The sequence below is a fragment of the Gardnerella sp. DNF00354 genome (assembly GCF_049262755.1).
In the GTDB taxonomy this organism is placed as follows: domain Bacteria; phylum Actinomycetota; class Actinomycetes; order Actinomycetales; family Bifidobacteriaceae; genus Bifidobacterium; species Bifidobacterium vaginale.
The window spans coordinates 501,321-522,521 of sequence record NZ_CP058402.1 but is presented as its reverse complement, the minus strand read 5'-3'; the positions used below and the strand labels follow the sequence as shown (position 1 = coordinate 522,521).

At 44.7% G+C, this 21,201-nt stretch carries 17 protein-coding genes and 1 tRNA gene; 8 read left to right on the top strand and 10 right to left on the bottom strand.

The window, feature by feature from the left end; all coding sequences use genetic code 11:
• Positions 1-136: 136 nt before the first annotated feature.
• From HXT24_RS02045 to atpB, 9 genes are all read right to left on the bottom strand, one after another.
• Positions 137-2,110: a hypothetical protein gene (locus HXT24_RS02045; protein ID WP_422119527.1), complete on the bottom strand. Its 1,974-nt coding sequence runs from the start codon at positions 2,108-2,110 to the stop codon at positions 137-139.
• Positions 2,111-2,402: 292 nt separating this feature from the next.
• The gene (locus HXT24_RS02040) at positions 2,403-2,717 is read right to left on the bottom strand and encodes a F0F1 ATP synthase subunit epsilon (protein ID WP_285067910.1); all 315 of its coding nucleotides are present in this window, start codon (positions 2,715-2,717) and stop codon (positions 2,403-2,405) included.
• A gap of 2 nt (positions 2,718-2,719) precedes the next feature.
• A complete protein-coding gene (gene atpD, locus HXT24_RS02035) occupies positions 2,720-4,207 on the bottom strand; it encodes a F0F1 ATP synthase subunit beta (protein ID WP_004116286.1) in 1,488 nt (495 codons plus the stop codon).
• Positions 4,208-4,213: 6 nt separating this feature from the next.
• A complete protein-coding gene (locus HXT24_RS02030; RefSeq protein ID WP_009993535.1) occupies positions 4,214-5,218 on the bottom strand; it encodes a F0F1 ATP synthase subunit gamma in 1,005 nt (334 codons plus the stop codon).
• Between the two features lie 3 nt (positions 5,219-5,221).
• Complete coding sequence (gene atpA, locus HXT24_RS02025; protein ID WP_285067913.1) at positions 5,222-6,883, bottom strand: F0F1 ATP synthase subunit alpha; 1,662 nt, start codon at positions 6,881-6,883, stop codon at positions 5,222-5,224.
• Positions 6,884-6,900: 17 nt separating this feature from the next.
• Entirely contained in the window at positions 6,901-7,482 is a 582-nt protein-coding gene (locus HXT24_RS02020; RefSeq protein WP_004114200.1) for a F0F1 ATP synthase subunit delta, read from the bottom strand.
• A gap of 75 nt (positions 7,483-7,557) precedes the next feature.
• Entirely contained in the window at positions 7,558-8,100 is a 543-nt protein-coding gene (locus HXT24_RS02015) for a F0F1 ATP synthase subunit B (RefSeq protein ID WP_004120482.1), read from the bottom strand.
• 64 nt (positions 8,101-8,164) lie between these two features.
• Positions 8,165-8,398: an ATP synthase F0 subunit C gene (atpE, locus tag HXT24_RS02010; protein WP_004114197.1), complete on the bottom strand. Its 234-nt coding sequence runs from the start codon at positions 8,396-8,398 to the stop codon at positions 8,165-8,167.
• A gap of 91 nt (positions 8,399-8,489) precedes the next feature.
• Positions 8,490-9,344, bottom strand: a complete 855-nt coding sequence (gene atpB, locus HXT24_RS02005; protein ID WP_422119526.1) for a F0F1 ATP synthase subunit A — start codon at positions 9,342-9,344, stop codon at positions 8,490-8,492.
• A 427-nt stretch (positions 9,345-9,771) separates the two neighbouring features.
• Between atpB and HXT24_RS02000 the strand changes: the two genes are divergently transcribed.
• A tRNA-Met gene (locus HXT24_RS02000) sits at positions 9,772-9,845 on the top strand.
• Here HXT24_RS02000 and HXT24_RS01995 read toward each other — a convergent pair.
• Positions 9,805-10,050 carry a helix-turn-helix domain-containing protein gene (locus HXT24_RS01995; RefSeq protein WP_226988350.1) on the bottom strand — a complete coding sequence of 82 codons (246 nt, stop codon included), beginning with the start codon at positions 10,048-10,050 and terminating at the stop codon, positions 9,805-9,807. The two genes, HXT24_RS02000 and HXT24_RS01995, sit on opposite strands and share 41 nt — an antisense overlap.
• A gap of 166 nt (positions 10,051-10,216) precedes the next feature.
• Here HXT24_RS01995 and HXT24_RS01990 point away from each other — a divergent pair, with 166 nt between their 5' ends.
• The 7 genes from HXT24_RS01990 (at position 10,217) to HXT24_RS01960 (ending at position 19,681) form a co-directional block, all read left to right on the top strand.
• Positions 10,217-11,050, top strand: a complete 834-nt coding sequence (locus HXT24_RS01990) for a tyrosine-type recombinase/integrase (protein WP_014554304.1) — start codon at positions 10,217-10,219, stop codon at positions 11,048-11,050.
• Between the two features lie 198 nt (positions 11,051-11,248).
• On the top strand, positions 11,249-12,307 hold the full coding sequence (locus HXT24_RS01985) for a hypothetical protein (protein WP_422119525.1): 1,059 nt from the start codon (positions 11,249-11,251) through the stop codon (positions 12,305-12,307).
• Between the two features lie 185 nt (positions 12,308-12,492).
• Positions 12,493-15,894, top strand: coding sequence for an LPXTG cell wall anchor domain-containing protein (locus tag HXT24_RS01980; RefSeq protein WP_422119524.1), 3,402 nt, complete (start codon positions 12,493-12,495; stop codon positions 15,892-15,894).
• A gap of 145 nt (positions 15,895-16,039) precedes the next feature.
• Entirely contained in the window at positions 16,040-16,369 is a 330-nt protein-coding gene (locus tag HXT24_RS01975; RefSeq protein ID WP_009993955.1) for a hypothetical protein, read from the top strand.
• Positions 16,370-16,759: 390 nt separating this feature from the next.
• A complete protein-coding gene (locus HXT24_RS01970; protein WP_422119523.1) occupies positions 16,760-17,248 on the top strand; it encodes a hypothetical protein in 489 nt (162 codons plus the stop codon).
• Complete coding sequence (locus HXT24_RS01965; RefSeq protein ID WP_009993952.1) at positions 17,232-18,524, top strand: MFS transporter; 1,293 nt, start codon at positions 17,232-17,234, stop codon at positions 18,522-18,524. Before HXT24_RS01970 ends, HXT24_RS01965 begins: the two co-directional genes overlap by 17 nt.
• 608 nt (positions 18,525-19,132) lie before the next feature.
• Entirely contained in the window at positions 19,133-19,681 is a 549-nt protein-coding gene (locus HXT24_RS01960) for a hypothetical protein (protein WP_230454556.1), read from the top strand.
• Positions 19,682-21,201: the final 1,520 nt, after the last annotated feature.

Below are 21,201 nucleotides of genomic sequence, written 5' to 3'. Positions count from 1 at the left end.
AGCAAACAGAACGCAATCGAAAAACGCATTAAACAGAATACAAAAGGGCCTTCGAGTGTGAACGCAAGCAAACAAACAAGAAAACAAGCAAGCGAACACAAACGAAAGCCCTAAAACACTAGCGCATCAAGCAAAACTAAATACGCACCTTACGCAAACGCAAGGTAAAACCAGCAGCAACAAACGCAACAACAGCGAACACAGCCAACGCCACACTCGAACCTGTAACAGGCAAAGCGTTCACATTAGAAGCAGCAGTAGTCACGTTAGTCTTAACAGCATTATTCGCAACAGTAATATCCGTCCAAGCAAGCTGATTGCCCTGCTCGTCCACAAGAACAACCGTATGCTTACCAGAATAATCAGCAGGGAACTGAGCATCAAAATAAGGAACACCATCAGCACCAAGCTTAACAGTCACAAAATCACTACCATCCACGCCACGCAAAAGCTTAGGAGTAGAATAAATGAACGCGTAAGCACGCACAGAACCCTTATTTTTCAACTCCTCATTAAACTTAGCGTTATCAACATGAACAGTAACCCTGTTAGATGCGCCAGCCTTAGCAACATTATTATTGCCAACGGTAATCTTGCCCTTAACTTCTGGCTTAAGATCATTAACGCTCTTAGGAGCAGCAGGAACTACAGCTTTAGTTTGAGATGGCTTTTCAGAAGACTCAGGTTTTGCAGAAGACTCAGTCTTAGCTAATCCATGCTCAGCAGAAGAATCTTGAGTAGCATTGGAATCGGAAGCGGAAGGAGCAGATGGAGCTTTTTCTGCAGGATTATCTGCAGGCTTATCTGCAGGCTTATCACCAGGCTTATCTGCAGGCTTATCTTCCGACTTATCTGGGAGAACATCACCAGAAGCTCCTGGGGTCTGAGCCTTTTCAGACTCACTCTTCTTAATCTTTTCCGCTTCTGCAAGAAGATTCTTTAAAAGATCCAAATTAGACTTCTTAGAATCGCGAATTATTTTAGCGGTAAAACGCAGTCCTTTTTCTTCTGCCTGCTTAGCTAAATCTTCCTTTTCTTCATTATATTCTTTAACAGACTTCTTAAGAGCTGCAGAAATCTTATTATTTAATTTCAAAGCAGCAGCACCAGCTTTGTTTGCCTCAGCGGCGCTCAAATCACCAAAAGGCTTATTGGCAAAACTCTTTATATCTTTTAGGAACTCTGCAGCAGCATCATACTCATCTCTAGTGGGCGTAAACATACCGCCATTAATAAGCTGTGCTAATTCAACAGCATTAGCATAAGGCTTTTCTTGCGCGTTGCGATGTTCCTGCGCTTCTTTCTTAAATAATTCAAGCTGAGAAGGAGTTGCACTTTTGCCACTTTCCTTTAACGCCTTCTGAAAATCTTCCTCCGATATGCCAAGATCTGCCATACTTTTAACAAGAGTATCTGTAATTGTTTTTTGAGCTTCATTAAGCAAGGCACGAGCGCCATTAAGAGTCGCAGCTTTGCTCATAAGAGTAGCAGTAAAGTTGAAACCTTTAGCCTTTGCCTGCTTAATTAAGTCTTCCTTAGCATACTTTTCTGCTTCGTTAAGCAAATTTTCCAAAAGAGCTAAAGAACTGTAATTAGACTCTTTAATCTTGTTAGCAACTAAAGTAAGACCCTCATCTTTAGCTTTTTTAACTAAAGCAGCTTTGCCATCAGCATATGCCCTTTGAGCAGCTTTGCGTTTATCTTTACTACCGTAGAAAATTTGACTAGCCGACTGGAAGTTGCTAGCTTCACGCATCTGCTTAGCAAGATCATGCAAACCAATAATGTCAAGATGCATAGCACGATATTTAACAATCTTGCTATTTACGTAGTTAAGAACAGCATCATTCCCACTATCGTTATTACGACCAGTAACCTTCGACTCGTTTTTGTTTACATAATCTAAAATCTCATCAATTTCACTTTTAAAAAGACCAGTACCGTTCACGCGTTTTTTAAGTGTATCTAGAGGAGAGAGTTCAGCAGATTCTCCACCGCTATTCGCTTGCGCTGGAGTCGCACTACTAGCCAACGCTGGCATTGCAAACGCAATTCCCGAAACAAAAGTCGCTACCGCTGCAAATGCGGCAATCGCTTTTTTACTTAACATACTTTTCCTTTCCCTCCCACAACGAATAATCGTGCGAAGAGCCTATTTGCTAAAAAGCACAGCATAATAAGTGATTCAATTTAGGCTTAAATTAAATCATTACAAAGTATACAGATACCCTACCCCCCTAATGTATTGTTATAACCTTTTCAGACCAAATAAACAGAAATAAAACAGATCAAACGCTAAAACAGATAAAACACAAATAAAACAAAAGCAGGAGTCGCGATAAATAATCGCAAACTCCTGCAATATATGAAATTTAGGCCTTATAAAACCGTAAGAGTTAGGCTTAAATCACTTTTGCATTAGGCAACACATTGCCGTCCTTATCAACGTTACAACTGTGCTCAACAGCAATAGTAATATTGTCTGAGTCAACAGAAAAGAATCCGTCAGTCACCTTAAAAACATGACGAACGCCATTCAAATCGTCAACCTTTACAAATCCGTGATCAATCAACGCAAGCACAGCCTCATGCCCAGGAAGAATACCCATTGTGCCATTCACAGAAGGAATAACCACAAACTTGGCATCGCCTTCCCAAACAGGATGCCTGGCTGCAACCACACTAACGTGCAGCGTTTTCACTTGCTTTTCTGCCATAATCACGCACCAAACTCTTGCTTCATATCGTGCCAACGACGCTCAAGATCGTCGATGCCACCAATGCCAGAGAACGCCTGCTCAGGAATCTCATCGTAAGTACCATTGCAAATTCGCGTAAACGCCTCAATGGTCTCATCGGCTGGAACATAAGAACCTGGACGACCAGTGAACTTTTCAGCCACATAGAAGTTCTGACCAAGGAATTGCTCAATCTTACGAGCACGGCTCACAGTGGTCTTATCTTCCTCACCAAGCTCATCAATACCAATCAAAGCGATGATGTCCTGAAGCTCCTTATTACGCTGCAAAATAGCCTTCACACGATTAGCGCAATCGTAATGAGCCTGACCAACATAACGCGGATCAAGAATTCGCGAAGTAGAAGTCAAAGGATCCACAGCTGGATAAATACCCTTAGCCGCAATATCACGAGAAAGCTCAGTAGTAGCGTCCAAGTGCGTAAAGGTTGTTGCAGGTGCAGGATCGGTGTAATCATCTGCAGGCACGTAAATAGCCTGAAGCGACGTAATAGAATGACCGCGCGTAGAAGTAATGCGCTCCTGCAACGCACCCATTTCATCCGCCAAGTTTGGCTGATAACCAACTGCAGAAGGCATACGACCAAGCAACGTGGAAACCTCAGAACCCGCCTGAGTAAAGCGGAAGATGTTGTCGATAAACAGCAACACATCCTGATTCTGAACATCACGGAAATACTCAGCCATAGTCAAAGCAGTAAGAGGCACACGAAGACGAGTCCCAGGAGGCTCATCCATCTGGCCAAAGACAAGCGCTGTTTTCTCCAAAACGCCAGCCTCGGCCATTTCGCCAATCAAATCGTTACCCTCACGAGTACGTTCGCCAACGCCAGCAAACACAGACACACCACCGTGATTCTGTGCAACGCGCTGAATCATCTCCTGAATCAACACGGTTTTACCAACGCCTGCGCCGCCGAACAGACCAATCTTTCCGCCCTGAACGTAAGGCGTAAGCAAATCGATAACCTTAATACCCGTTTCAAACATTTGAGTCTTAGACTCAAGCTGATCGAAAGCAGGTGGGTTGCGGTGAATTGGCCACCTTTCGGTCACCTCAATGTTCTCGCCTGGCTTAGCGTTCAAAATGTTACCAGTTACGTCAAAAACGTGACCTTTTGTAACATCTCCAACAGGCACAGAAATTGGTCCACCAGTGTCTCTAACTAAAGCGCCACGGACCAAGCCGTCCGTAGGCTTTAAAGCCACTGCACGCACAGTGGAATCACCAAGATGCTGCTCAACTTCCAATGTAATCTCGTGAACAGTATCTCCCTCCGTGTTTCCAACGGTGTTGATATCCACTTTGAGAGCATTGTAAATATCTGGCAGATAGCCGACTGGGAATTCAACGTCAATCACGGAACCCTGAACACGGGTTACGCGACCAGCCGTTGGATCGGCTTCCTTTGCATCTTCTGGAGGTGCTGTGGTCTGATCTTCAGCCATATGCTCCTATTCCTCCTCATTATTCAGCGCGTCAGCGCTGCCGATAATCTCGGTAAGTTCTTGTGTGATGGAAGCCTGGCGAGAAGCATTAAGCTTTCTTGTCAAATCCTCCACCAAATTGCGGGCGTTATCTGTAGCCGTATGCATAGCATTCTGTCGACTAGCTGTTTCGGAAGCAGCAGAAGTAAGCAAGCATTCGTGTATACGCGATTGAATATACTTTGGCAAAACCGCATCCAACACTTCACCTGGACTTGGCTCAAAGCAATATTCCACAGCGTCCGGATTGCTGCGGCTAACCGCTTCTTCTCGAGCCGAAACCGCACCCGTAGACGAAAGCGAAGCCGAAGGACCAGAAGCTGCCTCGTAATCTGGACGATGCATGGCAAACTCTTCGCCGTCCTTTAAAGGAACCAGCTCAACTGGAAGCATGCGCAGCGTACGAACCTTCTGCCTCACCATGTTTATAAACTCGGTGAATACAATGTAAAGTTCCGAAACTCCTCCATCTTCTTCTGGAGTCATATACGCATCCATTAAAGTATCGGAAATTCTCTCCGCAATAGTCACATCAGGATGATCAGTAGACCCTTCCCAAGTGCCTGCAACATCGCGATTACGATACTTGTAATAGGTTGCGCCACGGCGACCATACACGTACAGCTCAGCGTGCTTTCCTTCCGCATCCAACTTTGCGAGCAACGCCTCGGTTTCTCGAATAATCGATGATGTAAACGCGCCAGCCATGCCACGATCAGAAGTCAACGCCAACACGGCTACGCGATTACCCGAACGCTCTTTACCAAAAATAGGATGCTTAATATTCGCTTCATGATGAGCTACCAACGCCTGCACGGCATCGAAAATTGCGTCGCTATAAGGCTTAGCATTTAGAGCGATATCACGCGCTTTTGCTATATGAGAAGACGCAATCATTTCCTGAGCCTTAAAGATTTTACCTAAAGACTGTGTGGAAATAATTCTCGATTTCAATGCAAGTTGGGAGGACATACGCTACTTCCCCTCAGATTCACGATTATCCGACTTCGGCTTTGCAACAAGCTGCTCTTTTTCAACTGGAGCAGGGTTTTCAGCTGGAGGCAGAGAATCCTTAACAATCAAAGGCTTACCTGCAGAAGTCTTAAACATCCTACGGAAGTCGTCAATTGCAGCATCAAGCTTCGATTCTGTTTCTTTAGTGAAATCTTCAGTATCGCGAATCACTTGCAAAATGTCGGTTCCCTTATCGAGATAATCCAATAATTCGCTTTCAAAACGCAAAACATCTTTTACAGGAATGTCGTCTAACTTTCCGTGTGTACCAGCCCACACAGAAACAACCTCTTGCTCCATGGAACGAGGCGAGAACTGCTTCTGCTTAAGCAACTCGGTTAAACGAGCGCCACGAGTGAGCTGAGCTTTGGAAGCTGCATCCAAATCGGAAGCGAACATTGCAAAGGATTCCAAAGACTTGTAACGAGCCAGCGAAATCTTAAGCATGCCAGAGACCTTCTTCAAAGCCTTAGCCTGAGCTGCGCCACCAACACGAGACACGGAAATACCAACATCGACTGCTGGACGCTGACCTGCGTTGAACAAATCGGACTGCAAGAAGATCTGACCATCGGTAATAGAAATCACGTTGGTTGGAATGTATGCAGAAACGTCGTTTGCTTTAGTTTCAATAATTGGCAAGCCAGTCATTGAGCCGCCGCCCATATCGTCGGAAAGCTTTGCGCATCTTTCTAGCAGACGAGAATGAAGATAGAACACATCGCCTGGATATGCTTCACGCCCAGGTGGGCGACGAAGAAGCAAAGAAATCGAACGATATGCTTCTGCTTGCTTAGACAAGTCGTCGAAAACAATCAAAACGTGCTTGCCGTTGTACATCCAATGCTGACCGATTGCAGAACCAGTATAAGGTGCAATGTACTTAAAACCTGCAGAATCCGAAGCTGGGCTTGCAACGATTGTTGTGTACTTCATAGCGCCTGCTTCTTCGAGGCTTTGACGTACAGCAGCGATTGTTGAACCCTTTTGTCCGATTGCTACGTAAATGCAACGGACTTGCTTCTTTGGATCTCCACTTTCCCAGTTTGTGCGCTGGTTAATAATCGTATCGATTGCGATTGCTGTTTTACCAGTTTGACGGTCGCCAATAATCAACTGACGCTGACCGCGGCCAATTGGTGTCATTGCGTCAATTGCCTTTAAACCAGTAGACAAAGGCTCGTCCACAGGGTGACGATGGATCACGTCTGGAGCCTGGGCTTCAAGAATACGACGCTCCTTGCACTCGATTGCACCTAGACCGTCGATTGGATTACCCAATGGGTCTACAGTACGACCAAGATAGGCGTCTCCCACTGGCACCGATAACACTTCGCCAGTGCGGTAAACTTCCTGCCCTTCTTCAATGCCCGTAAAATCGCCTAGAATAACCACGCCGATTTCGTGAGCATCAAGGTTAAACGCTAAGCCAAGGGTGTCGTTTTCGAAGGTGAGCAGCTCGTTTGCCATGCAGCCAGATAATCCAGCTACGTGCGCAATGCCGTCACCAGCCGTAACAACATAACCAACTTCTTGCGTTGGCATGTCTGACGGCTTATACGAGTCAACGAACCCGTCAAGCGCCTTGCGTATAAGGGCGGGATCAATAGATAGTTCCGCCATAATTCTCCTTATTTAACTTATTTCACTGCCTGTGTCCAAGCACCATTTCGCGCAGAACGTTGCAACTGCTTAAGCTGCATCAACATTGTGCGGTCTGTTACTTGATCGCCAATACGTATACGCATTCCACCAAGCACGTTTGGATCCACAATTGGGTTTATGTAGGCACGATGACCCAACTTGTTGCTGTAAATCTCAATCAAACGCTTGATTTGCTTATCCGTAAGAGGCTGAGCGGTTGTAACAGTAACCAAAGTTTCGCCTGCTTCGCGCTCAAAACCAGACCACGCGCCTCCAAAGCTGCCCGTTTTACCGCTTTCGGCGCCGCCATGCCAAGTACCTACAAGATAGTGCATAATGCGCAGTACAACAGGATGCGCCTTACCTCCAATAAGCTCGTCAATCAGTCGTGACTTATCTTCCGAAGACCTATTTGGATCGGTAATAGCGTCAGAAAGCTCTGGATACTTTTCCAATGTATCCATCATTGTCGAAAGCTCATCAGATATGCGCTGAGCTTCGTCATGAGCATCTGAAATGGCTTGCGCAAGCGAAGAGCGTGATAAGTTTTCGCTTACTCGCGATGCCTTTTCTGGCATCCTTACCTCCTCATTCATGCAAAACTTAAGTAGTAATTAAGCAATACTAAAAAATCGTTTTAGCTACTCTTTTAACTACTTGTTTTGACCCGAACTCTTAACGTCTCCCACTTCATCAATAACATGATCAATGATTTTGGAGCCTACGGTATCGTCATCTAGCTTAGACGCAAGAATCTTTCCAGCTAATGCTGCAGCGAGTACCGATACCTCTCCTTGGAGGCTAGTCATGGCGTGCTTATGCTGAGCCTCAATGGAATGCTGAGCTTCGCTAATGATTTTCGCAGCGTCCTTTTCGGCACGCTGTCTTGCTTCATCAACAATCTTGGAAGCTTGTGCACGAGCCTGTTCGCGAGTTTTTGCGGCATCTGCTTGAGCTTGTGCAAGTTCTTCTTCCATCTGGCTCTTTAACTCATCAGCTTCACGCTGCGCGTTTGCTGCTTTAGCCATTCCGCCTTCGATTTTTTCTGCACGCTCATCGAGAATTGCCTGGAATTTAGGCATAACGAACTTGTAGAAAAACGCTGCAAGAATTACCAAAACAACTAACGACCACACTACGTCGTAAGGCTCAGGCAAGAACAATGCCAAACCATTACTCTCAGATGAATGTGCCATGGCTTGTCCTTTCTATTCTTTCAACACTTTTATATTTGTGCTGGAACGAGTTGTTTCGTTCGGTTCATTTTCCCATAATGTAGGCAACGAATCCGAGCAAGCCCAGAACCTCGATGAATGCCAAGCCAACGAACATGAACAGCTGAATACGGTTTCCGACTTCTGGCTGACGTGCAGTGGACTCCATAGCTTTAGCAACAACGATTGCCATGCCAAGTGCAGGAGAGATTGTTGCCACAGCAAAGCCAAGAATGCTCAGGTTACCGATCAGTCCTGCTAGAGCGATGATGTTATTCATTGGTTTCCTTTCTGTTAAAACAGTAACCAGTATAAACCCATAAGATGTGTAAAATCTGACTTATTTGTTTGCTTTAATTAGTCTTACCTATTTACGCAATAGCAACAGCAGATTTTTCTTCTTCCTCTGGGTAACTTTCCGAAATGTAGACGGATGCAAGCACGGTAAAGATAAATGCCTGCAATCCTGCTACCATAATTTCGAATAGGGTAAACAGAATGCCACCAAGCAGCCATAATGCACCGCCGAAGGCAAGGAGTTTATTGCTGGAATCCACCACAAAGAAGTTGGTGAATACTAAGCAAGTGGCCACCAGCAAATGGCCAGCAATCATATTCGCAAACAAACGGATTGTAAGCGAAAGTGGTCGCACAATTATTAATTCTATGAGCTGCAATGGCGAAAGAATAAAGTAAATCGGCCATGGCACGCCCGCTGGGAATAATGCTTCACGGAAGAATCGCAAAAAACCTTTTTCGCGTATGCCAGCAATAAGATATTGGCATACAACCCATAAAGCAAATACAAGCGGACCAGCAATGGTTGCGGTTGCAGCCATATTCAATCCTGGAATCACGGAACAAAGATTAAAGAAGAAAATTGTTATGAACAATGTAGACATCATTGGCACGTAACGCTTGCCGCGTTCTTCGCCAATCATCTCGTACACAATGTTGTATCGTACAAAGTCCATTAGGATTTCTAGCACGCTTTGGAATCTACCTGGAACAACCTTTGCACGAGCAGCACCAATTCCAAAAACGATCATAACGATCACTGCCATAAGCACACGCACTAAAATAATGCGGTTCATTGCAAATGGTGTGCCTTGGAACAAAATCTCCGGAGGTAAAAACTCATCAATCTTAGGCAACTCTGGACTTTCTGAAGCTAGCAATACTGCCGAATTCACAGTGCCAGCTAAGACTCCGATAGCTCCACTCATCAGCTCCTCCTTATAAGGCGTCGTTTATATCGCTACTCACGTCTGGTTAATACCAATCCATCAAAAGCTAAGTTGTATAAACAGCAAATCCTGAAAATCTATTCGTTGGCGTGCGTACGAAACGAAAATACATCTCTAAAAAGCTGATTCTACTCTTGGTTCGTACATTTAAGTCATATCGTTGATTAATAACGAGTTTTGCACTTATAACAGAATTAGCAAGTCGATAGCCAATTGTTTATTGTACTCCACTTCTGTTTAGAATTAAACTATTTTTAGATTTATTTGTTGTATTTATTTTGCACAAAAATTACACAAATCTTCGGTTGCTGGCGACTAACAACACAAAAAGCAAATAGAAACACGCCGAGAACTTGACAAATCGCAATTTGCACCTATCGTAGATAGAGCTGCTAAAAGTAGCCGACGCGGGGTGGAGCAGCTCGGTAGCTCGCTGGGCTCATAACCCAGAGGTCCATGGTTCAAATCCATGCCCCGCTACGAATAAGGTCGTAGGTTCTACTTTTAAGAATTCTGCGGCCTTTTCTATTTCCGGAACACGCCATGGAGTGGCTTCATTTAATCTCATATTGACCGACGGTCGTGTCATATCTAATACTTCCGCCAATTCATTTTGCGTACGTCTTTGACCCGCCAAAAGCATACGAATATTCATTGTCACAATCTGATTCAATGTCAAATCCATTATCATTCATCTTTCTTTCCTAAAACCAACTAGCCTTTTCATCCTATCGGTTAGTTACATATATAGTATATCACATATTATGTATTTGTAAAAAAAAACGGACTTGAAACCGTGTAACGAAACAATACGTAAAATCTTTTCTCTACGTATTCTAGTCTATGTTTTTATGTTAAAAATCAAAAGAAAACTACTCCCTAATAGTTGGGAAACATATGTTACACATTGGCTGGAATATCTTGAAGCAAGTGGATATACAGAAGATACGATTAGATGCCGCTACTACAAAATCAGTCGGCTTGCACGCCTACTTAATCAGCCACCAGAAGATATTACAGGACAACAACTTGTTGAGCTTTTTGCACACCAAGACTGGAAACGAGAAACGCGCAAAGGTTATTCTTCAACAATACGCTCGTTTTACTCATACATGATTGAAGAAGAAATTATTGATGTCAATCCAACAGTAAAGTTACCTAAAATTCGTAAAGAATACGCAATACCTCATCCATGTCCTGATTACATCATTCGTGGTGCTTTAGCCCGAGTTAGAGGTAACAAGGAGTATGAAGCCATGCTCAGGCTCGGGGCAGAATGTGGATTACGACGTAGTGAGATAGCACAAGTATCTTCATCCGATATTATGATGCTTAATACTCATCCCCAGCTTCTTGTACACGGTAAAGGACGCAAAGAACGCACTGTCCCCATCGCGCCAGATCTCGCACAAATCATCGCCAACAAGCATGGATACATGTTTCCTGGCAGATGGACCGGTCACGTCGAAGCATCCTATATTGCGCATCACATCTCTCAGCTTCTTGGTAACGGATACTCCACACATAGTCTCAGACATCGATATGCCACTAAGGCATATGAAAGTACACACGACCTTCTCTTAGTATCTAAACTCCTTGGCCACGCTAGTGTAGAAACCACTCAAATATATATCAGTCTCACATTCCCTGATAGCAGTGCCATTACAGAAGCTGTTCGCCTCTAAAACAAGACAATATGAGGGGAGCACACGAGCATATTGACTTTATATCAAAAAGTTGCCAATCGTATTCTCACTACTATGTATAAAGCAAAAGTTATCGAGATTAGGAAAGAAAAATTAGAACGACACTAAGTATGTATATATCTTTCACCTGAATATTTACGTATAGTAAAAACATAGATAGAAAGACGAAGGATAATTATGGCTAATATGGATAAAAATCAGATTATTAAACAAGAAACCGAGATTACGAGACTAGATGCTATTTCTGGTCGCGGTGACCAGAAGCCAGGGAGCAAGAAGAAGCGTAAGCTTATCATCATTGCTACTGCGGTTGTTGTAGTTATAGCTTTGCTGGTTGCGAGTATGCTGGGTGTGAAGTCTTTAAGAGATTCCAAGACTCAAGCGTGCATCCAGGCAAACAGTGCGTACGCCAAAGCGTGGGCACAGTACGAGAAGACACGCCAGGATGCTGATGAAACTGCTAAGACTGTGACTAGTGTGGAGCAGGTTGCAAACGCTAAAACCTACACCACATTCACAGCCCAGCATGCTAAGAGTAAAAAGGTAAGTAAGGCGCAGTCTTTGAATTGTGCTATCTCCTACACTCAGGCTTTCAACGCGACCATGTCTAGTCTTGATAAGACTACAGCACAGCTTAATAAGACCACTAAGGCTCTGAAAAACTCAGTCGTTCAGGTCACAAAGTCGAAGAATGTGAAGGATCTTGAAAATGCTAAGAATATGGTGAAGGCGAAGCTTGATGAGATGAATAATCTGCTCTCCTCATCAGACGGTCAAGTGGCTGATAATGCTACTCGTGATAACCTGCAAAACCAGATAAACACGCTTACCGCAGCGTTGAATGATAAGAAAGAAACCGTCGAGTCTTTGACTAAGGCTCTTGAGCCAGTCCAAGGCGCAATCGACAGTGTAAACGCAAGTATACAAGCGAAGCAGCAGGCAGACGCTGCCGCAGCGGCTGCGGCGCAAGCAGCTCCGCAGGCTCGTTCCCAGTCTGCGGCTCGTACTAGCTCGGGAGCTCCTCGTTCAAGTACTCGTGGTGGGTCTTCTTATAGTGCGCCAGCACAGAATAAGAATTCGGGTGCGGTCGACTGGGATAAATACCTTGCTGACGGGAAAGCATATAATGAATTACATAGAACACCTAATCAATGTCGATATATCTATCGCTGTGGCACTGGATGGAATACCGATGGAACACCAGATGGTGACGGTGATGTAACTAATAGCAAATAGTTTCCATCTTTACTCATTTTCCCTTTACATAGTGGTTGGTTTTAGACGACTTCTAAAACCAACCATTTTTATCAATACCAAATTTTTATTGATATAAAATAAAATTTTTTCATTTTCTCATTACTGAATGTGAAACTTTTTGGTTTCGCATTTCATAATAAGCAATTTGAAAAAGGGAGACTTTTATGTCGCTTTTCGCTAAGCATAAAAGTATGAGAGACAAGATCCGACAAGGTTCACATCGCGCTCTTGCTGGTATCGTTGTCGCATCAACAATGTTGACAGGATCCGCATTTGCCGCTGGCGGTGCCGGATGGACAGGTGGAAACACTGGCGGATCTGGCACATATAAATCGAATACATTCTGGGTTACCGATGATAACCTAGGTTCCGCATCAGATAATGAAGCAGTGGTGCGCGCTATCCAATCAGAAGGTGTAGCCATCGGTAGCTCTGCTACCCGCGAAGCAGCAGCTAGAGCGCAAATTAACGCTGCATTATCCAAGGCTCGCGGTGATTGTGAAACAGAGTATACTGCGCGAGGTGGCACTGGTTCGGCAGACTGCCGCATCTGGGGTGTAGGCTTCACCGCAACAACAGCAGGACCAGGAATCACAAAACCGGAATATAACAATACTTCTAGCGCGCAAGCAACTGGCGCTCAATGGTTATCAGCATGGAACAACGAAACACAGAACGGTACCAGAAAATATAATCAGGGCGGTAGCGAATACACAGTGTTTGATGATATTGATTCAGCTAATACACTCGCTTCATTCGCTGCTCAGGGTATGAGTACGCCAAATACTGATTTGATTGTTATCGTTCTTGCAAAAGACCAGCCTAAACTGTGGGACTTTACCCCTGATAAGTCCTGGGTAAAATACTCTAACGGCAAATGGGCAACCGTTATTGATGCGAAGCATACCAACACCACCGGTGCAGACACCCAAACCATCCTTGATGGTGACAAGCTCGGCTCTGTGGTTAACGGTAGCTTGGGCGAGAACCTGGGAGATAGCCTCGACACATTCACCCTGTCTGATGATTACACGGCTGCTGACTATTTGTGGGATCCAGATATGAGTGATGTGCATGTGTATGCTGCTCCAATCCCTGAGGCATCAACTACCGTCTCCTCAGTCGATGACATCATCACTAAGGGTACTGACGTGACAAGCCAGTTCACTATCCAACAGGCTGGCACGACCATTACTGCTACCATGACCAGTCAAGCTCTTGCTGCTGCACGTAGTCTTGCTACCCCTATGCAATACACGCTGCTTATCGGAGGCAAGGCGAATTATGCAAATGGTAAGGGTGCAGCCCAGGTACGCGCTGACGCAGGCAAAAAAGCTACGGATGAAGTCGAGTTTTGTGCTGATCCAACCACAGGCGCAGCCCTCAATTCTCATGGTTTGAAGAATAAAGGCTCAGAGTCTGCCGCGGGCAAGACAAAGACTACGAACGAACCATACGTGTGTGGTTACGTTCCACCAGTAGCAAAGGCAGTCATATCTGAGGCCTCTCAGGGTGGTGACCAGGACGATATTAATGGTAAGAGTGTCATGCCAGGACAGAAGCTGGAATACGAACTCACTAGCGAACCAACCATTCCAAACAACCTGAGTTATGCTATCGAGTCTGTTGCATTCACTGACACGTATGACCAGTATCTTGAGCTTGACAAGCAGACTATCGAGCTGCGTGACCTTGAAACCGGTCGCACCATCAGTAAGAAGAACTACACGCTTACTGCAGATACCGAGAAGCATGAGTTTACTATCGAACTCAACAAGGATTACGTGACAGCGAATATGACCGCGGGATCTAAGCATCGTTTCCAGGTTCGTTTCGAAGGCACGGTATCCAAGAACGCTCCAACAGACCATAGTGTGGATAATCAGTGGGGTTTGAAACTCAACAATAGTTTGACCTCGTCTAACGTGGTATCGAATAAGCCGGTAGAGCCAAAGCCTGAAAAGAAGGATGAAACCAAGACTGGTATCAATATTGATGGCAAGACCGCATACGTAGGAGACGATATTTACTACCGTCTCACTTTAAGCGCAGCCACGTTGAAGGACACTGCGTATAAGGTTCACCGTCTCGGCATGATCGATGACTATGATGATGAGTACTTGCAGCTCAATGACAAGAATATCGAAATCCTAGACGCAGCCGGTAAGGACGTCACCAACAAGTTCAATATCCAGGTTAAGGATGGTGTCGTCTACGTGTTCGCTAAGACCGTAGACACGGAGTATCTCGGAGATATTCTTCCAGGGGATCCACAACCAACAGATTTAAAGGCCTACGCTGGCAAGGTATTGGATGTGACAAAGGATCCTGCAATCGACCAGTCTCTCCTTGGTCAGGATTACACCATCGTGCTTCCTATGACAGTCAAGCAGGTCAAGGACGGGTATGTAGTGAAGAACACTGCCACCCAGATTACAAACGATCGCAAGGATGTAACGAACACGGTAACTAACCCGTTAAAGGTTATTAACCCGAAGAAGGATGTGACTGTTAAGGTTAATGGCGAAAGTGCGAATGGTAAGAGTATTTATAAGGATCATCAGTTCTTGTATCGTCTCGATAGCTCCAAGATCGCTGGTAACCGTGCCTACAAGCAGATCAAGAATTGGCGCATCGTGGATGATTATGATGAAAAGTTTGACAAGCTAACCGGCCAGTGGGCAGTCTATGTCAACAACGACATTAAGCTCGCTGACGGCACTGTGATCTCCAAGGGTAGCCGTATCGACGGTAGCGGTGTTGATGCCGGATATTTCACTTTCACCGAGGCTAATGGTGCGTTTACTGTAGAGGCAACACAACAGTTCCTTGATATTGCATCTGCTATGGATAGTGACTTGTCCTGGACAGCGTACGTGCAAATGACCCGTTTGGGCGTAAGCGATCGCGTAGAAAACACGTTCGTGGAAACCATGAATGATGTTGAACGCGAATCCAATATGGTGTGGACCAAGACCCCAGACCAGACCCCTGCTATTAAACTCATCAAGTACGACGCAGCATCTGGTCTTGAAGCGGGAGACCGTAACACACCAAGCGAAGCCTTGAAGTCTACCAAGAACGGCACCAAGATTGTGTTCCGTATCATCAACACCGGTAAAGTCAACCTGACCAAGATCACGTTAGATGATAAGACTATCGCAGGCTCCGGTACGGTAACTAATCTGGAGTATCCAGCAAACTGGTCTAACCTGGTATTAAAGCCTGGCGAATACGTAGAAGTCAAGGGCACGTTGACTGGTATGAACACGATGAATCATACCGACCGTGGTCACACGACTGGTACACCTATCGTGCCATGCGCATCCCATAACGATCACCCATTCGACCCAAACGGTGGAGATAATGGTAATGGTGGTAATACGGGTGTGTGCTATGACACTCCAGTCGAAGATTCTGATGATTGGAACGGTGTTACTGCTGCACCATTGGCTCAGACTGGTAGCGCGGTCGTGTCTATCGCTATCGCTGCTCTTGCAGCCCTGGGCGCAGGAGCAAGCATCATGATCACTAAGCGTAACAAGGAAAATGCTCGTAAGCATTAACCCGTAAACACGCTTAGTATTAACTGGCGAGGGGTCGCACATGCACACGGGACTATCTCCGTGCAATGGTGTGGCCCCTCACTCTATATTTTCTTCTTCCTCTATTGATTTCTTATTAATCTTTCACACGTAACGGTTCATACTCATGAGTAGAAAAGACACAGCCTTTACCCCTAGTCAACGTGCTTATCTCAACAGTCTTCCAGCTATCAAACACGCGACAGCCACACGAATCTACTACACAAGCCAATTCCACAAAGACGCTGTCCAGCAATACGATAACGGTGTCAGACCGTCTGTTATTTTTGCACAGGCTGGAATGCCGTCCACCCTCATCGGGCGCAAAAGGATTGAACGCTGCATCAACAGGCGGGAAAACACCGACTACACACAGTCCGGCATGCCAGAACAAGTACACAAGCAAGTCAGCATATTCCTCGACCAGATGGCGAGCAGAGTTGAGGGTTTTGATTGAAGCCAAGCGTTACACCTTATCCACCAATTCCACAGAAAGAATCCTGACATACGAATAGCCGGACTCTGCCAAACAGTAGGGATATCAGAAAACACGTACTACGAGCTGAGACTGGTAAATAGTTAAGGTCTAATAATGTACTACTAATTTTTATATAAAATTATTCCACAATAAGAGACATACTTGGAAAGAATGCGAATCCTGTATTAGGATTATTTGTATCTTCATAGATGAAGATGCAAATAAGATACAGCATTGTTCTTATGAAAGGAGGCAAAGATGAACAAGAATAGCAAGCGCGGCGGAATCAACCCACGACCTCGACCATATCCTCATATGATTTAGGCATAATTTATCCGCACATATTCACACCAAAGGTTAATAATGAACATGACTTCGTACGAAGAAATGTTTGATGAGTATGTGAAATCAAGTGCAGCATATTGCGCTTCTCTATTTGAAGCAACAGAATATTTTTTCAAAGCAAATGCTGAACTTGAAGCCACTATCGTCAGTACAAACACAGCGAAAACATCCACCATCCATTCAATACAAGAATATTTCGAGACATGTAAAATATCGCTTATTAAAACAATTGATTTGCTACGGACATTCCAAGAAATACATACGACTATCCCTGGAGAGCAAGTAGAAGTCGATTTCGCACAACAATACTTCTATATAAAGAAAACATTATCTTGCGTCGAGCAGATTATTCAACTCTTTAGCACAGTGCGTGATGACAAGAACCTACAGCAACAGATTTGGGATAACGACGACTTTACAACATACTTCACTACTAGTGCCGATAGCATCTCTCAAGCAATAATTTGGCAATGTAATTTAGCGAAACGAGCAAACCTTGACGAATCTATTTAAACCTTACCGCGGATATCTGCGTTTAGCAGCTAGTGATTTTCTTTCTAACTATGCAACTACACTAGCCTCAACTACTATTCAATTATGGCTATTGAACTCACTTTTTATCGGTTTTCAGCAGTCAAGCCATTATTTATCGCTTTACCTCACCCTCACTGCAATAAGTGAATTAGTAGCAGGCCTTTTCTCAGGAGCACTAGCTGAGCATGTAGGAATTTTCAGGACAACAGTTGCTGCATGCTTAGCAAGAATGATTGCGGGATTATGTATTATCGCAATTGTATCGGTATCCTTCTCAACCCCATCTGCTAACAAGTTGCTCCTATTTTGGTGTGTTTGTATACTTGTAATGGTTACGACAGCATGTGATACTTTCTATTTTCCTGCTATTACTTCCTTTGTTAATCGTGTAACAAAAAATGATGATCTTATTAATGTTCTTTCACTTCTTCGCTTTACAAGCCTCATGGGTACATTAGTAGGACCAGCAGTTGCAGGTTTTGCGAGTAGTAAATATTTATACATTCCAATTCTATTTACAGAAACTATCGCATTAGCAGGAATAATAATTTTTATTTATTTTATTTACAAGCATGCAGTTAGAACCGGAATTTATACTTCAGACGTCGCAGATGAAAATCCAGAATATTCTCAAGGCTTTTTGGCAACTTGGGCTAGGGGAATGGCAACATTTGTAAAAAACCAAACGTACAGGACTTTAGCTCCATTTGCAATACTCGAAGCTATCGCATCTACTGGCATAAGCTTTGCTGGAGTCCTCTTATTCTCAATGGTTCTACATAGTGCAGAAGGATATGGCTGGTATTTAAGCGCAATGTCACTTGGGTATGCCCTCAGCTATCTCATCGCGCCAAAAGTGTCCAGCAAAATGTCCTTCTCTATGCTACTCACTCTTTCACATATACTAGTGACTCTTTCTATAATAGGACTGGCATTAGCGCCTAACGCTATAGCAGCAGTCGTGTTTGGTTTCCTTTTTGCTTTCTTCCAAGGAGTAGTAAATCCACCATTCCAAACAGTATTTATTCATGCAGTAGATGATAATCTCGTTGGACAGGTAATGTCTGTATTCATCTCAGTTGTTGCCGCTATAGGAGCAGTAAGCTATCCGCTATGGGATTACGCTTATTCCCACATGACCATTCCATCTCTACATGCAGAGTCAGGAATAATTGTCATAGCTGCTCTTATCCACTTTATACTGGTGCTTATCTGCATATTCGATAAGCGATTGCGTTCAATTAAAGCAGAATAAGATGCAATAAATATTGTAAATACGAGCACAACTACAAGCTGCGCTGTGAAAGTTCACTACAGAAGTTTCACAGCGCAGCTTATTTTTAAATTAGAACGCTTTCAATTCAGACATCTAAGTTAACCGAGTGAACCATACTTTATCTGTCATAGAGTGTTCATTTGTGCCGTGAGCAAATAGCACCAACATCTATATCTAGGATATTTATAACTGATGTCCCGTCTGTAAATTCTTTTGACTAACATCATGAGAATTAAAAGAAATATCAGCACCATACCCGGATCCACTAAAAAGTCTGGGCGGCTATTGTCTCCACGAGTTTCACTCGTGGAGACTGTACTGTTGTGGCGCAGCAAGAATGCTGCCACCGGTCGCCGCCCCCACTTTCTCGTGTTGGTAGCCCAGAGGCTAGCACACCCAGTCCAAAGACCACACGCCAGCCTTGTCACGCCACCCAACAAGCTCACCCCTGCCAGCCCATTCCACAACATGTTCCACGGGCTGACCGGAGTCGAGCCTGGAGCGTCGCACAAGGACTGGGAGTGTTCTTGTGGGTTTACGGGTGTGCCTGCCCTGGAACTACCAACACACAAGGAAAGGATAAAAAAATGGTTACCATCAACAGCGACCACACGGTCACACTCCTAATAGGAGAGGTAGAAGCTCTCGTAGCATTCCACAACTACCTAGCAGGCTTTACCACGAAAGGATTGGACGAGAACACACTACGCTACGGTATCCAAGCATTAAGCAGTCTCCTCATCGTGCGTGACATGTTCCTTATTGATAGTTTCCATGGCTGCACCATGCAAGACTTCCTCGATAACGTTGAGCACCCATTCGCTGAGAAAACTGTCCACTATGTGCGTTCAAGCCTCGACCTGGTTTTTAGAGATGACAATTTCACCCTCGACACACGGCGCATCCATCGTGCAATAGCACTGCTGACCACCATGCTGGAACTTAAAGGATTAAGTCAGAGGGAAACTGTCACAGTCTATGGCACACTGTCATACTTGTATTGGCTGAAAAATGACACGACAAACGCTCGTATCACAGCCCAGAAAGCACTCACGATAGACGAGAAGTACGGGCTTGCACGCATCACTACTACAGCGCTCCTTCACCACATCACACCCCACTGGTGCCAGAAGTAAGCAGAGGGTTTGCTGGCAGAAAAAGAAGCGCAACTTTTTCTGCCAGCCCCTGGTGGCTTATCGCAGCCACCCTCCCGCGCGGGGCGCGTCTTACCACTAGGGCATGCCCTGAACAAAATTCCATAAATTTTAGGGCATTACCCCCAGGAGCAAGCCGCGCTATTACCACGCGAGAAGGGTGGCTACTATGCTTCCATAAGTTCACACAAAGATGTGTGAACCAGCCGCCACCAGCAGAACAAAGAATCTGCCACCACTATCATGGCGGCAGACCCATTATCATCGCATGGAACACCTGCGGTGTACTCTCATTTTTTGCTTTTTATGACGTGTTCTTGACACTTCCCACTCTAAAAAACGGGTCACTTCCGCCAACTTCCCCGCGTCCTCCACTCGCGTTACGGACACGCGCGAAGCTAGGGCCCGCAAGGGGTTGGCTCCAGCGCATTCCGTTTTTGTCCCTTCCAGTGTTCAACAACACGAACGAAAAATAATCACACCAGGGTTTTTATATAAAACCAAACCATAAGAAAAATCATATACAAGTAGAAATGAAAACAAGAATGAAAATTAACAGCAAGCCAGTCACCGGCACAAGCTTCGCATACGACGGATGCCACAAAATCTACATCTGCGAAAACACACAAGATGAGCAAGACGCGCAAAAAACCGGATACACCATCCACCCCATAAGCGAGCTTGAAAACACATACGAAAACTCGTGCGACCTACGCTTCATCCACAACTGGACACTCGATAAAGACTATGTCTCCCAACTAGAGCCCGCCTTATTCCAAGAATAACCAAAACTACAACAAAGAAAGGTCTTTTATGCTCATTCGTATACTCGCAGCATTCATCCTAATAAATGCACTTATTGCATACAGCGGTCTTGTAACCTACATGGCACATCTCATGCAAGAGAGCGCGAACAAGACACATACGCCAAAAACACGATGGCAAAAACTCACACTCGCACTAATTTTTACCAGTGTGACCGTCTGCGTACTCGTAGAAACACTATCAGACAACCAGACTATACGAACGATTACTCTCGCAGCCTTTGCATTTCTTATCGGCAACTTTTCAGGTGGCATGTATCAAAAAATCAAAACGAGCAACGAAAAGAAAGAACAAGAATGAGTGAACAAGAACGTAAAGTCCGTCTCGTCATCCGTATCACCCACACCATCGATATGAATGACAGTAACGGGTGGACACCACAATTAAGCTTCATCAAAACAAGAGAATCTTAAAAGGAGAATTATCATGGAGTTTACACTAGACAACGGGCAGCGTGACCTTCTATGGCTCGTCTTAGCACCCGCTGCCCCTGCCTTATGCTCACAAATAGGCCACGGCATGCCACAGTGGGCAATCATACTCGCAAGTATCATCTCATGCTGGATCCTCCTTGCTACAGCATACACAGAAACAAATAGATTATGGAAAGACAGCAGTCGAGTACGCAATTGCCAACACCAGACAATTATTCGCGCATGGACAGTACTCTTAAGCGT

Excerpts from the sequence above, each read along its gene's own strand:
- HXT24_RS02045 (WP_422119527.1), bottom strand. The coding sequence starts at position 2,110 with ATGTTAAGTAAAAAAGCGATTGCCGCATTTGCAGCGGTAGCGACTTTT.
- HXT24_RS02040 (WP_285067910.1), bottom strand. The coding sequence starts at position 2,717 with ATGGCAGAAAAGCAAGTGAAAACGCTGCACGTTAGTGTGGTTGCAGCC.
- atpD (WP_004116286.1), bottom strand. The coding sequence starts at position 4,207 with ATGGCTGAAGATCAGACCACAGCACCTCCAGAAGATGCAAAGGAAGCC.
- HXT24_RS02030 (WP_009993535.1), bottom strand. The coding sequence starts at position 5,218 with ATGTCCTCCCAACTTGCATTGAAATCGAGAATTATTTCCACACAGTCT.
- atpA (WP_285067913.1), bottom strand. The coding sequence starts at position 6,883 with ATGGCGGAACTATCTATTGATCCCGCCCTTATACGCAAGGCGCTTGAC.
- HXT24_RS02020 (WP_004114200.1), bottom strand. The coding sequence starts at position 7,482 with ATGCCAGAAAAGGCATCGCGAGTAAGCGAAAACTTATCACGCTCTTCG.
- HXT24_RS02015 (WP_004120482.1), bottom strand. The coding sequence starts at position 8,100 with ATGGCACATTCATCTGAGAGTAATGGTTTGGCATTGTTCTTGCCTGAG.
- atpE (WP_004114197.1), bottom strand. The coding sequence starts at position 8,398 with ATGAATAACATCATCGCTCTAGCAGGACTGATCGGTAACCTGAGCATT.
- atpB (WP_422119526.1), bottom strand. The coding sequence starts at position 9,344 with ATGAGTGGAGCTATCGGAGTCTTAGCTGGCACTGTGAATTCGGCAGTA.
- HXT24_RS01995 (WP_226988350.1), bottom strand. The coding sequence starts at position 10,050 with ATGGATTTGACATTGAATCAGATTGTGACAATGAATATTCGTATGCTT.
- HXT24_RS01990 (WP_014554304.1), top strand. The coding sequence starts at position 10,217 with ATGTTAAAAATCAAAAGAAAACTACTCCCTAATAGTTGGGAAACATAT.
- HXT24_RS01985 (WP_422119525.1), top strand. The coding sequence starts at position 11,249 with ATGGCTAATATGGATAAAAATCAGATTATTAAACAAGAAACCGAGATT.
- HXT24_RS01980 (WP_422119524.1), top strand. The coding sequence starts at position 12,493 with ATGTCGCTTTTCGCTAAGCATAAAAGTATGAGAGACAAGATCCGACAA.
- HXT24_RS01975 (WP_009993955.1), top strand. The coding sequence starts at position 16,040 with ATGAGTAGAAAAGACACAGCCTTTACCCCTAGTCAACGTGCTTATCTC.
- HXT24_RS01970 (WP_422119523.1), top strand. The coding sequence starts at position 16,760 with ATGACTTCGTACGAAGAAATGTTTGATGAGTATGTGAAATCAAGTGCA.
- HXT24_RS01960 (WP_230454556.1), top strand. The coding sequence starts at position 19,133 with ATGGTTACCATCAACAGCGACCACACGGTCACACTCCTAATAGGAGAG.